At 67.7% G+C, this 12,124-nt stretch carries 12 protein-coding genes; 9 read left to right on the top strand and 3 right to left on the bottom strand.

Features of this window, described 5'->3' with window-relative positions:
- Nucleotides 1-19 precede the first annotated feature (19 nt).
- From CFE35_RS01040 to tpiA, 3 genes are all read right to left on the bottom strand, one after another.
- Nucleotides 20-1,651 (bottom strand): CTP synthase, encoded by a 1,632-nt coding sequence (locus tag CFE35_RS01040; RefSeq protein ID WP_292927032.1) that lies wholly within the window; start codon nucleotides 1,649-1,651, stop codon nucleotides 20-22.
- A gap of 169 nt (nucleotides 1,652-1,820) precedes the next feature.
- On the bottom strand, nucleotides 1,821-2,225 hold the full coding sequence (gene secG, locus CFE35_RS01035) for a preprotein translocase subunit SecG (protein ID WP_292927030.1): 405 nt from the start codon (nucleotides 2,223-2,225) through the stop codon (nucleotides 1,821-1,823).
- A gap of 108 nt (nucleotides 2,226-2,333) precedes the next feature.
- Nucleotides 2,334-3,098 carry a triose-phosphate isomerase gene (gene tpiA, locus CFE35_RS01030; RefSeq protein WP_292927028.1) on the bottom strand — a complete coding sequence of 255 codons (765 nt, stop codon included), beginning with the start codon at nucleotides 3,096-3,098 and terminating at the stop codon, nucleotides 2,334-2,336.
- A gap of 238 nt (nucleotides 3,099-3,336) precedes the next feature.
- Here tpiA and CFE35_RS01025 point away from each other — a divergent pair, with 238 nt between their 5' ends.
- From CFE35_RS01025 to CFE35_RS00985, 9 genes are all read left to right on the top strand, one after another.
- Nucleotides 3,337-5,277, top strand: a complete 1,941-nt coding sequence (locus tag CFE35_RS01025) for a peptidyl-prolyl cis-trans isomerase (protein WP_292927026.1) — start codon at nucleotides 3,337-3,339, stop codon at nucleotides 5,275-5,277.
- A gap of 25 nt (nucleotides 5,278-5,302) precedes the next feature.
- Nucleotides 5,303-6,856 (top strand): chorismate-binding protein, encoded by a 1,554-nt coding sequence (locus CFE35_RS01020; RefSeq protein ID WP_292927755.1) that lies wholly within the window; start codon nucleotides 5,303-5,305, stop codon nucleotides 6,854-6,856.
- Between the two features lie 26 nt (nucleotides 6,857-6,882).
- The gene (locus CFE35_RS01015; RefSeq protein ID WP_292927024.1) at nucleotides 6,883-7,479 is read left to right on the top strand and encodes an aminodeoxychorismate/anthranilate synthase component II; all 597 of its coding nucleotides are present in this window, start codon (nucleotides 6,883-6,885) and stop codon (nucleotides 7,477-7,479) included.
- The gene (gene trpD / locus CFE35_RS01010) at nucleotides 7,476-8,471 is read left to right on the top strand and encodes an anthranilate phosphoribosyltransferase (RefSeq protein ID WP_292927022.1); all 996 of its coding nucleotides are present in this window, start codon (nucleotides 7,476-7,478) and stop codon (nucleotides 8,469-8,471) included. Before CFE35_RS01015 ends, trpD begins: the two co-directional genes overlap by 4 nt.
- Nucleotides 8,468-9,256, top strand: a complete 789-nt coding sequence (gene trpC, locus CFE35_RS01005) for an indole-3-glycerol phosphate synthase TrpC (RefSeq protein ID WP_292927020.1) — start codon at nucleotides 8,468-8,470, stop codon at nucleotides 9,254-9,256. Before trpD ends, trpC begins: the two co-directional genes overlap by 4 nt.
- Nucleotides 9,249-9,632: a reverse transcriptase-like protein gene (locus CFE35_RS01000; protein WP_292927018.1), complete on the top strand. Its 384-nt coding sequence runs from the start codon at nucleotides 9,249-9,251 to the stop codon at nucleotides 9,630-9,632. Before trpC ends, CFE35_RS01000 begins: the two co-directional genes overlap by 8 nt.
- Nucleotides 9,633-9,640: 8 nt before the next feature.
- Nucleotides 9,641-10,333, top strand: coding sequence for an aspartate/glutamate racemase family protein (locus tag CFE35_RS00995; protein ID WP_292927753.1), 693 nt, complete (start codon nucleotides 9,641-9,643; stop codon nucleotides 10,331-10,333).
- Between the two features lie 90 nt (nucleotides 10,334-10,423).
- Nucleotides 10,424-10,894, top strand: coding sequence for a cyclic pyranopterin monophosphate synthase MoaC (gene moaC / locus CFE35_RS00990; RefSeq protein WP_292927016.1), 471 nt, complete (start codon nucleotides 10,424-10,426; stop codon nucleotides 10,892-10,894).
- Nucleotides 10,891-12,123, top strand: coding sequence for a molybdopterin molybdotransferase MoeA (locus CFE35_RS00985; protein ID WP_292927014.1), 1,233 nt, complete (start codon nucleotides 10,891-10,893; stop codon nucleotides 12,121-12,123). Before moaC ends, CFE35_RS00985 begins: the two co-directional genes overlap by 4 nt.
- Nucleotide 12,124 lies beyond the last annotated feature (1 nt).

Genomic DNA, 12,124 nt, shown 5'->3' with positions numbered 1-12,124 from the left:
CAGCGCCGCCCCGCGGCTCTCAGCCCAATCGGGCCTGCTTCACCGCCGCGCCGATAAAGCCCTTGAACAGCGGATGCGGATCGAACGGGCGGCTCTTCAGCTCGGGATGGAACTGCACCCCGATGAACCACGGATGGTCCGGCCGCTCGACAATCTCCGGCAGCAGCCCGTCGGGCGACATGCCCGAGAACACAAGGCCCTCGTTCTCCAGCCGCTCGCGGTAGGCGACGTTAACTTCATAGCGGTGCCGATGCCGTTCCTGAATCACGGTCGCATCATAGATTTGCGCGACATGGCTGTTGCCCGAAAGCTGCGCCTCATAGGCGCCAAGCCGCATCGTGCCGCCCAGATCGCCGCCCGCAGCGCGCGTTTCGAGGCCCTCGGACGTCATCCATTCGGTGATGATGCCGACAACTGGCTCCTCCGAAGGGCCAAACTCGGTCGATCCTGCGCCCGCGATCCCGGCCAGATTGCGCGCGCCTTCGATGCAGGCCATCTGCATGCCGAGGCAGATGCCGAAGAACGGCACGCTGCGTTCACGCGCAAAGCGCACGCTCGCGATCTTGCCTTCGGTGCCGCGCTCGCCGAACCCGCCGGGCACCAGAATACCGTGCATCGGCTCCAGATGCGCGGCGATTTCGGCGTCATCCTTCTCGAAGATCTCGGCATCGATCCAGCGGATATTGACCTTCACCCGGTGCGCCATGCCGCCATGGACCAGCGCCTCGTTCAAAGACTTGTAGGCATCCTGCAGGCCGACATACTTGCCCACCACCCCGATGGTCACTTCGCCTTCGGGATGCTGATGGCGGTCGACGATATCGGTCCAGCGCGCCAGATCGGGCGCGGTACTGCTGAGGCCGAAGTGCCGCAGCACTTCGGAATCGAGCCCCTCTCCATGATACTGCAGCGGCACCGAATAGATGCTGCGCGCATCGAGCGCGGGGATCACGGCTTCCTTGCGCACGTTGCAGAACAGCGCGATCTTGGCGCGCTCGTTCTCGGGCAGCGGCTTTTCGCAGCGGCAGAGCAGGATATCGGGCTGGATGCCAAGCCCGGTCAACTCGCGCACCGAATGCTGCGTCGGCTTGGTCTTCAGTTCGCCAGCGGCGGCGATATACGGCACCAGCGTCACGTGGACGAAGCAGGTCGCCTCGCGCCCCAGTTCGTTGCGCATCTGGCGGATCGCCTCGATGAACGGCAGGCTTTCGATATCGCCCACCGTGCCGCCGATCTCGCAGAGCACGAAATCGAGGTCGTCGGTCTCTTCCTGCGCGAAGGTCTTGATCGCATCGGTCACGTGCGGGATCACCTGCACCGTCGCACCGAGATAATCCCCGCGCCGCTCCTTGGCGATGATGTCGCGGTAAATGCGGCCCGAAGTGATATTGTCAGACTGGCGCGCCGAAACGCCGGTGAAGCGCTCGTAGTGCCCCAGATCGAGATCCGTCTCCGCACCGTCGTCGGTCACGAAGACTTCGCCGTGCTGATAGGGGCTCATCGTGCCCGGATCGACGTTGAGATAGGGGTCGAACTTGCGGATCCGCACGCGGAAACCCCGCGCCTGCAGCAGCGCCGCGAGGCTTGCCGCCATGAGACCTTTGCCCAGCGAGGAGACCACGCCGCCGGTGATGAAAATGTACCGCGCCATGGGAGGTGGGCCTTACCGTCAGAAGCTCTGGATACGCAAGCGGTGCCAGCCGGATTCCAGCGGCAATCCACAGGCGCGAGATGAATGGCAAACAAACGCACGGCGGCCCCACCTTGCGAGCGGGCCGCGATGCGCCGTTTTCCGCCGGATCAACCGGCAGCGTTATGCCTTATTGCTTGGCGCCGCCAGCCAGCGGATCAGCCGAAGGCGCAGGCTTTGCCGCAGCAGGCTGCGCCGGAACTGCAGCCGCAGGAGCCGCCGGGGCCGGAGCAGGCTGGGCCAGCGGATCGACCGGCACCGCAGGCGCGGTGCGCTCAAGCGAAGTGTCGATCTTGCGGTTCGAAGTCGTGCCAACAGCCAACGCGGCCAGCACGACGCTGAGGCCGACGAATGCCGTGGCCAGCACCGTCGTGGCGCGGGTCAGGAAATCGGCCGCGCCGCGTGCCGACATGAAACCCGCCGGGCTGCCGCCGACACCGAGGCCGCCACCTTCAGACTTCTGGATAAGGATCACGCCGACCAGCGCGGCTGCAACCAGCGCCTGAACGACCGTAAGGAAGATGAACAGTGACATCGCGTTTCGCCTGAAAAGATTGGGCCGCATCTAGGGCGCATGGCGCGCCTGCGCAAGAGTGCTGAGGTTCCGGCGTGACCGGTGGTGACCTTCAGTCTTTGCCCTGCCCTAGTCTTCGCCTTGCCAAGCTGCCGCGATGATCGGCAGGAAGGCATCCGCCGTCAGGCTCGCCCCGCCGACCAGCGCCCCGCCGACGCCGTCTGCGCCCAGCAGCGCCGCCGCGTTCTCGCCATTGACCGAACCGCCATAGAGAATGCGGACCTTTTCCGCTTCCTCCCCGAAGATCGCGGTCAGCCGCTCGCGCACCGCCGCATGCATGGCGATCACGTCTTGCACCGCCGCCACCCGGCCCGTGCCGATCGCCCAGACCGGCTCATAGGCCAGCGCCAGCCGGCTTGCCGCCACGGCTGCAGTTTCGCCCGCCGGAACCGATCCTTCGACCTGACGCGAGACCACCGCCTCGGCTTCACCCGCATCGCGCTCTTCCAGCGTTTCGCCGACGCAGATGATCACGCCAAGCCCCGCCGCCAGCGCGGCTTCGGCCTTGGCCCGCACCAGCGCGTCGTCCTCACCGTGATCGCGGCGGCGTTCGCTGTGGCCCAGGATCACGAAGTCCGCGCCGATATCGGCCAGCATCGCTGCCGAAACATCGCCGGTATGCGCGCCCTTGGCAGCGGTATGGCAATCCTGCCCGCCGACGCCAATCGCAGTCACTGCCTCGCGCAGCGCACCCAGAAACGGGAACGGCGGTGCCAACGCAACTTCGACATGGGGATGGCGCTGGGCCGCACGGTCGATCGCGCGCGCTTCGGCGAGCATGACCCGGCTGCCATTCATCTTCCAGTTGCCGACGATGTAGGGACGCTTGCTCATGGGAGCCTGCACAGTGGAACGGGGTGATTCTTCCTCATGACCCGGCCCGCTATCAAACCCGAAGCGGGTTTGCAAAGCTCGCAGCGTGCAAAGGCGGTGACTAACTTCCGTAAAGGGCCCTTCACGGGGCGCTCCAACCTGTTCAGGTGGCGTGCAGACCATTGCGGGAAAATGCTTTGCCGCCTAATGCGCCCAAAAGACACAGTACGCCCCGTTCAACAGTCAGCGACAGGCCCCGATGCTCGCCCTCATCCGCTCCATCACCAAATCCCGCATCGGCGTTGCATTCGCGCTGGTATTCCTCGGCCTTATCGCACTCTCGTTCGCGGGCGCGGACATTTCCGGTGCCAAGTTCGGCGGTTCGGGCAATGCAGACCGCGCCGTGACGGTGGGCTCGGCCCACATCGGCACGGTCGATGTGCAGAAGGCGATGACCAACGCGCTCGAAAATGCGCGTTCGGAAAGCCCGACGGTGACGATGAAAGACTTCGTCGCGCAAGGCGCGATGGAGCAGGTGGTCGATAGCCTGGTGGACCGCGCAGCAGTGATGGAATGGGCCGCGCAGCGCACCGTCGGCATGGGCGTGAGCAACCGCCTGATCGACAGCGAGATTGCCAAGATGCCCGCCTTCCAGGGCCCGGACGGCAAGTTCAGCCAGGAAACCTACAAGGCGCTGCTCGGCCAGAAGGGCATTTCCGATGCCCTGCTGCGCGATGATGTCGCCAAGGGGCTGATGGCGCGGCAAGTGCTGATCCCCGCAGGCGTCGGCGCGGCGATGCCGCAAAGCGTGGCGCTGCGCTATGTCGCGGTGTTGACCGAAACACGCGAGGGTTCGGTCCAGCTGATCCCCTCGTCCGCCTTCGCACCGAAAACCCCGGCTTCCGACGCAGAGATCGCCGCTTTCTACAAGCAGAACGGCGCGCGCTATCAACGCCCCGAACGCCGCACGATCCGCTATGCGATCTTCGATGCCGCCACGATTCGCAATGCCCCTGCACCGAGCGAGGCTGAAATAGCCGCGCGCTACAAGCTCAATGCCGCCGCTTATGCGCCGACGGAAACCCGCGCCTTCACGCAAGTGATCGTGCCGACCGAAGCCGCCGCCAAGGCGCTCGCCGCCGAAATCGCGGGCGGCAAATCGATCGAGGCCGCCGCCGCCGCCAAGGGGCTTTCGGCGAGCAAGATTCCCGCGGTCGCCCGCCCCAAGCTGGAAAGCGAAGCCTCCTCGGCGGTTGCCGCTGCGGTCTTTGGCGGCACGCGCGGCCAGATCGTGCCGCCTGCCAAGGGCGCGCTCGGCTGGCACGTTATCCGGCTCGACAGCGTGACGCAGATTGCCGGCAAGTCGCTCGATCAGGCCCGCCCCGAAATCACCGCCGTGCTCGGCGCCGAAAAGCGCAAGGCCGCGCTGGCCGATCTTTCAGCGAAGTTCGACGAAGCCTTCGGTAGCGGCACCGGCCTTGCCGATGTCGCCAAGGAAGCCGGGCTCACCCTGATCACCACCGATCCGCTGCAGGCCGATGGCACCGTGCCGGGCCGCACCGATATCAAGCCCAACGCCGATGTCATGCCGCTGCTGCAGGCCGCTTTCGGCATGGAGCGCGAGGGCGAACCGCAAGTCGCAGAGATCAAGGCGGGCGAGCGCTACGTGATCTTCGATGTCGGCCAGATCACGCCCGCTGCCCCGCCGCCGCTCGCCGAAGTGAAGGACAAGGTCCTCGCCGACCTTGACACCGAACGCGGCTACGGCGCGGCCAAGGCCGCCACTGACAAGCTGATGGCCGCGCTGGCGAAGAAGGTTCCGCTGGCCGAGGCACTCAAGACGCTCGGCGTCGCGGTGCCGCCTGCGCAGGCGGTCACCATGCCGCGCCAGCAGCTCAACGCGATGCAGCCCAAGATCCCCGCCACACTCCAGCTGATGTTCGAGATGGCGCAGGGCACCGCCAAGAAGCTCGACGTGCCCAACAAGGGCGGCTTCGTCGTCGTGTCGCTCAGCAAGATCACGCCCGGCGTTATCAAGGCGGACGATCCGCTTGTCGCCCGCGCCCGCACCGAACTCGCCCAGATCACGGGCCGCGAGTATGTCGACCAGCTGCGCGCCGCCGTGCGCGAAGCGGTCGGCGTGAAGCGCAACGATGCAGCCATTGCGGCGCTGCGCACGCAGCTCGTCGGCGGCCAGTAAGCGCGTGGCGGCGGACGCGGATACGCTGGAGGCTGGCCGCACCGGTCACCTCCCCGATGGCGGCCCAAGTGGCGGTGCAGCAGCCTGCGCCGCGCTCGCTGCAGGCCGCCCGGCGCTCGTCTGGCGCAAACTGATCGCCGATACCGAAACGCCGGTGGGCGCAGCGCTCAAGCTGATGCAGCCGGGGCGCGGCGATTTCCTGCTCGAATCGGTTGAAGGCGGCGAAGTGCGCGGGCGCTACAGCCTGCTCGGGCTCGATCCCGATCTCGTCTTCCGCGCCGAAGGCAGCGCAGCGGTCATCAACCGCAACTGGCAGACCGACCGCGAAGCCTTCTCAGCCCATCCCGAACCGGCGCTGGCCGCGCTGCGTGAGCTGGTCGCCGAATGCCGGATCGACGTGCCCGATGGCCTGCCCAAGTCGCTCGCCTGCCTCGTCGGCTATTTCGGCTACGAGACCATCGGCCTTGTCGAAAAGCTCCCCCGCGCCCCCGCCAGCGCACTCGAACTGCCCGACATGCTGTTCGTGCGCCCCAGCGTGGTGCTGGTGTTCGATCGCCTCTCGGACGAACTGATCGCGGTCGCCCCCGTCTGGCCCTCCAGCCCAACTGCTCAAGGCGCACCGGAACGCCTCGTGGCGGCAGCGGCTGACCGGATCGATGCCGCGCTCTCCCGGCTTGCCGATCCCGTCCCCGCCGATCCGCGCCTCGCAGCCACCGTGCCTGCGGAGCGCACGCCGGTCATGGCGCCAGCAGACTATGCCCGCATGGTCACCCGCGCGAAGGACTACATCGAGGCTGGCGACATCTTCCAGGTCGTCCTCGCCCAGCGCTTCACCGTGCCCTTCCCGCTGCCCCCCGCCGCGCTCTACCGCGCGCTCAGGCGCATCAATCCCTCGCCGTTCCTCTATTTCCTCGATCTCCCTGGCTTCGCGCTCATCGGCTCCAGCCCGGAAATCCTCGTGCGCATCCGCGATGGCGAAGTGACCATCCGGCCCATCGCGGGCACCCGTCCGCGCGGGAAAACCGAAGCCGAGGACCGCGACAACGCCGCCAGCCTCCTCGCCGATCCCAAGGAACGCGCCGAACACCTCATGCTGCTCGATCTGGGGCGCAACGATGTGGGCCGCGTCGCCGCTGCTGGCACCGTGAAAGTCACCGAGAGCTACACGATCGAGCGCTACAGCCACGTCATGCACATCGTCTCGAACGTGGTCGGCCAGCTCGATACCGCGCGCGCCGACAGCGTGGACGCGCTGTTCGCAGGCTTCCCCGCAGGCACCGTCAGCGGCGCACCCAAAGTCCGCGCGTGCGAAATCATCGCGCAGCTCGAACCCGAGACGCGCGGGGCCTATGCCGGCGGCGTCGGCTACTTCGCGCCCGATGGGTCGGTCGACAGCTGCATCGTCCTGCGCACCGGCGTGCTCAAGGATGGCGTGCTCCACGTGCAGGCAGGCGCTGGCATCGTGGCCGACAGCAACCCCGAATACGAACAGCGCGAATGCGAAGCCAAGTCCGGCGCGCTCCTTGCCGCAGCCCAAGAAGCCCTGCGCCTCGCCTCCGAACCCCGCTTCGGCCAATAAGGCATTCAGTTTAAGGTACTTTGGCCATGATCCTCGTCATCGACAACTACGACAGCTTCACCTGGAACCTCGTCCACTACCTCATGGAAATGGGCGCTGAGGTCGAAGTCGTGCGCAACGATGCGATGTCGGCGGCGCAGGCCATTGCGAGCGGCGCGCAGGGCTTCCTCATCTCGCCCGGCCCCTGCACGCCCAATGAGGCCGGGATCAGCCTCGATCTCGTCGGCGCGGCGGCGGCTGCGGGGGTGCCGCTGCTGGGCGTGTGCCTCGGCCACCAGTCCATCGGCCAGTACTTCGGCGGCAAGGTCGTGCGCGGCGGGTTGATGCACGGCAAGACTTCCCCTGTCACGCATGACGGCACGGGCCTCTTCGCGGGCCTCCCCTCGCCCTTCACCGCCACGCGCTATCACAGCCTCGTGGTGGAGGACGTGCCCGAAGCCCTCGTCATCAATGCCACGTCGGACGACGGCCACGCGATGGGCTTCCGCCACGTTTCGCTGCCGATCCACGGCGTACAGTTTCACCCCGAATCCATCGCGACCGAGCATGGCCATGCGCTCCTCGCCAACTTCCTCAAGATGTGCGGGATCACCGCCAAGCTGCCCACCCACCTCGCGGCATGACCTCGCTTCCCGCCGTCACCGCCACACCGCTGGAGGAAGCGGAAGCCGAAGCCGCCTTCGCCGCGATCCTCGATGGCACGGTGGCGGATGAGACCATCCCGCCATTTCTCGTCGCGCTGGCCGAACGCGGCGAAACCGCGAGTGAAATCGCCGGAGCCGCAAGGGCCATGCGCGCCCGCATGATCCCCATCTCCGCCCCCGATGGCGCCATCGACGTCTGCGGCACCGGCGGTGACGGGCACCACACGCTCAACGTCTCCACCGCCGTCAGCCTCGTCGTCGCGGCCTGCGGTGTCCCCGTCGCCAAGCACGGCAACCGCGCCGCCAGCAGCAAGGCGGGCGCGGCAGACACCCTGGAAGCCCTCGGCCTCAACCTTGATCGCGCCGCCGAAACTGCCGAACTGACCTTGGGCGATCTCGGCATCTGCTTCCTCTTCGCGGCGCGCCATCACCCGGCGATGGGCCGGATCATGCCGATCCGCAAAGCCATCGGCCGCCGCACGATCTTCAACCTGATGGGCCCGCTGGCGAACCCCGCCGCCGTGCGCCGCCAGCTCGTCGGCATCGCGCGGCCCGCCTATGTGCCAATCTATGCCGAAGCCATCCGCCGCCTCGGCACCGATCACAGCCTTGTCGTCTCGGGCGACGAGGGGCTGGACGAACTGAGCCTCGCGGGCGGCAACGAGCTGGCTGAAGTGAAGGACGGTGCGGTCCTCATGCGCCGCGTCACCCCCGCCGATGCCGGCCTTCCCCCCGCCCCGGTCGAAGCGCTGCGCGGCGGCGATCCGGCCTATAACGCCGCCGCCCTGCGCGCACTCCTCGAAGGCCAGCACGGCCCCTACCGCGACGCCGTCCTGTTCAGCGCCGCCGCCGCGCTGATGGTCGCGGGCGAAGCCGCTGATTGGCACGAAGGGGTGGAAGAAGCCGCCGAAGCCATCGACAAAGGCCTTGCAAACGCCCTCCTCAACTGCTGGATCGCAGCCCTCAAATGACCGACACGCTCACCAAGATCTGCGACACCAAGCGCGAGGAAGTCGCCGCCCGCAAGGCCGCATCGACGCTCGCCGATCTCGCCGCCCGCGCCGCTGCGCAAACCGCCCCGCGCGGCTTCGAAGCCGCCCTGCGCCAGCGCGCCGAAACCGGTTTCGCCCTGATCGCCGAAATCAAGAAAGCCAGCCCCTCCAAGGGCCTGATCCGCGCCGATTTCGATCCCCCCGCCCATGCCCGCGCCTATGAAGCGGGCGGCGCGACTTGCCTCTCGATCCTGACGGATGCGCCCTATTTTCAGGGGCACGAGGACTACCTTGTCGCCGCCCGCGCCGCCTGCACCCTGCCGGTGCTGCGCAAGGATTTCATGGTCGATCCGTGGCAATGCGCCGAAGCGCGCGCCATCGGAGCCGACGCCATCCTCATCATCGTCGCCGCGCTCGATGACGGCCAGATGGCCGAGATCGAATCCGCCGCGCGCGAACAGGGCATGGATGTCCTCGTCGAAGTCCACAACGAAGCCGAAATGGAGCGCGCCGCCCGCCTCCGCTCGCGACTCATCGGCGTCAACAACCGCGACCTCAAGCGCTTCGTCACCGATCTCGGCACCACCGCCCGCCTCGCCCCGCTCGCTCCGGAAGGCACGCTGCTCGTGGCCGAAAGCGGCATCGGCGGCCACGAAGATGTGCTCACGCTGGCGGCAACCGGCGCCAAGGCCTTCCTCGTCGGCGAAAGCCTGATGCGCCACGCCGACGTCACCGCCGCCACGCGCGCCCTGCTCGGTGCCTGAGCAAGCTCTCAAGCTGTTTTTCGACGGCGGCTGCCGCCCCAACCCCGGCCTTATGGAAACCGCCGTCGTCGCACGCGGACGGGTTTGGCACCGCCCCGCCATCGGCCACGGCACCAACGATCACGCCGAATGGCAGGCCCTACTCGATGCGCTCGATGTGGCGCGTGAACTCGGAGCGCAGGATATCGTCCTGCTCGGCGATTCCACGCTGGTCGTCGCGCAGGCCAGCGGCGCACTAAAGCCTCGCGCTGCCTTCGCCGCCTTCCACGCCCGCTTTGAGGAGCAGGCCGCGCGCTTCGCCCGCGTGCGCATTCGCCGCATCAAGCGCGCGCAAAACCTCGCCGGGATCGCCCTCGCCAAGGCATGGCCGCGATGAAAACGCGCTTGAAGACTCTGGGCCTGATCGGCGGGATGAGCTGGGAAAGCACCGCCGAATACTACCGCATCATCAACCAGGGCGTGCGCGCGTGCCTCGGCCCCAAGGCCTCCGCCAAGCTCGCCTTGTGGTCGTTCGATTTCGCCGAGATCGCGGCACTGCAAGCCGCTGGTGATTGGCCCGCGCTCGATGCCCTGATGGTGGACGCTGCCCGCCGCCTCGAAGCTGCCGGAGCCGAGGCGCTCGTGATCTGCACCAACACCATGCACAAGTGTGCGCCCGCCATCGCGGCGGCGTGCCAACTGCCCCTGCTCCATATCGCCGATCCCACGGCGCAAGCCCTGAAGGCAGATGGCCACACCAAGGTCGCTCTCCTCGGCACCGCCTTCACCATGGAACAGGCCTTCTACCGCGCGCGGCTGGAAGAGCAGCACGGCCTCGAAGTCCTGATCCCCAGGGCGGAAGACCGCGCCGAAGTCCACCGCGTGATCTACGAGGAATTGGTCGCAGGGCGAATCGAGGACACCTCGCGCGAAGCGTACCGCGCCGTCATCGCCCGCCTCGTGGCGCGCGGGGCCACAGCCATTATCCTCGGCTGCACTGAGATCATGCTGCTGGTCGGGCCGGAGGACAGCCCGGTGCCGCTTTATGATACGACCCGGCTCCACGCCGAAGCCGCCGTTGCTGCAGCACTGGCATAAGCGGAGCTTTTGCTGGACCGCGCTCTCTGGCATGAGCAGGGGCATGGATATGCACAACACCGGCGCGATGCCTGCAACAGGTGCCCGCGCATGAGCGGCCTCACCCATCTCGATTCGCAAGGCCGCGCGCGCATGGTCGATGTCGGCGGCAAGGCGGAGACGCAGCGCGTCGCCATTGCGCTCGGCACGATCCGCATGAACCCCGCCACGCTCGCCGCGCTGCGCGATGGCACCGCGCCCAAGGGCGATGTCCTCGCCGTCGCGCGCATCGCCGGGATCATGGCGGCCAAGCGCACCGCAGAGCTGATCCCGCTGTGCCACCCGCTCGCGCTCGATGCCGTCAGCGTCGAATTTGCCTTCGTGGAAAACGGCGTCGAGGCTCGCGCCACCGCCTCGCTCACCGGACGCACCGGGGTCGAAATGGAAGCGCTCACCGCTGTCTCGGTCGCGCTGCTCACGGTCTACGACATGGCCAAGGCGATCGACAAAGCCATGGTGATCGAAGGCGTGCGCCTGATCGAGAAGCGCGGCGGCAAATCGGGCGATTGGCGCGCGCCGTGAGCGAACAGACGCCCGCCCAAACCCCGCTCCAGACTCTGGCCCGCCCCAACCCGCCGCTTGCCCTCGAAGAAGCGCAGCGCCGCCTCATGGCGCTCGCCCCCGTGCTGCCCACCGAACACCGCACCACGGCCGATTGCCTCGGGGTTTACCTGGCCGAGCCGCTCACCGCGCTGCGCACCCAGCCCGCCGCCGATGTCTCCGCGATGGACGGCTATGCCCTGCGCGCCGCCGATCTCCCCGGCCCGTGGCGGGTGATCGGGGAAAGCGCCGCAGGCCGCCCCTTTGCAGGCACCGTCGGCCCGGGCGAAGCCGCGCGTATCAGCACCGGCGCGCTCGTTCCCGCCGGGGCCGACATGGTGCTCATTCAGGAAGACGCCGCGCGGAGCGGCGATGTGCTCACCCTCACCGGCACCCCGCCCGAACCGCCGCACCGCCATATCCGCCGCGCCGGCCTCGATTTTCGTAACGGCGACGTGCTGATGCAGCCCGGCACCAAAGTCGGCGCGGCGCAGATCGCGCTCGCGCTCACCGCAGGCCATGCACATCTTCCCGTGCGCCGCCCGCTCGAACTTGCGGTGATCGACAGCGGCGATGAACTGGCCGGGGCTTGCGCCAATCTCGCCGCGCACCAGCTCCCCGCCAGCAACAGCGCGATGCTCGCAGCGCTCGCCAGCCAGCCCGCCTTGCGCATCACCCGCATCGGCCCGGTGCCGGATCGGCTCGAAGCGCTCATGGCTGCGTTCGAGGCAGCCAGCGATGCCGACGTGATCGTCACCAGCGGCGGTGCATCGGTCGGCGATCATGATCTCATCCGCCCGGCTCTCGCCGCACTTGGCGCAGACCTCGCGTTCTGGCGCGTCGCGATCAAGCCCGGCAAGCCGCTGCTCGTGGCCCGGCGCGGTGCGCAAGTCATCCTCGGCCTGCCCGGCAATCCTGCCGCCGCGTTCGTGACCGGGTTCCTCTTCCTCCTTCCCCTGATCCGCGCCGCGCTCGGCGCTGCTGATCCGCTACCGCGCCGGATCCCGGCACGCCTGCGTGAGGCCATGCCCGCAGGCGGCAGCCGCATGGAATTCCTGCGCGCGGTATGGGATGCGGGCGAAGTCTCGCTCGACGGCTTGCAGGATTCCGGCGCGCTCTCCTCGCTCGCCCGTGCCAATGCCCTCGCCGTGCGTCCCGCGAACGAACCCGAAACACCGGCGGGTCAGTTTGTTCCTGTATACCTGCTCTAAA

This window comes from Novosphingobium sp. PASSN1, from assembly GCF_002278815.1.
This window is presented reverse-complemented; position numbering and strand designations above follow the sequence as displayed.

Coding starts and splice junctions, on each gene's coding strand:
- CFE35_RS01040 (WP_292927032.1), bottom strand. CDS start 1,651: ATGGCGCGGTACATTTTCATCACCGGCGGCGTGGTCTCCTCGCTGGGC.
- secG (WP_292927030.1), bottom strand. CDS start 2,225: ATGTCACTGTTCATCTTCCTTACGGTCGTTCAGGCGCTGGTTGCAGCC.
- tpiA (WP_292927028.1), bottom strand. CDS start 3,098: ATGAGCAAGCGTCCCTACATCGTCGGCAACTGGAAGATGAATGGCAGC.
- CFE35_RS01025 (WP_292927026.1), top strand. CDS start 3,337: ATGCTCGCCCTCATCCGCTCCATCACCAAATCCCGCATCGGCGTTGCA.
- CFE35_RS01015 (WP_292927024.1), top strand. CDS start 6,883: ATGATCCTCGTCATCGACAACTACGACAGCTTCACCTGGAACCTCGTC.
- trpD (WP_292927022.1), top strand. CDS start 7,476: ATGACCTCGCTTCCCGCCGTCACCGCCACACCGCTGGAGGAAGCGGAA.
- trpC (WP_292927020.1), top strand. CDS start 8,468: ATGACCGACACGCTCACCAAGATCTGCGACACCAAGCGCGAGGAAGTC.
- moaC (WP_292927016.1), top strand. CDS start 10,424: ATGAGCGGCCTCACCCATCTCGATTCGCAAGGCCGCGCGCGCATGGTC.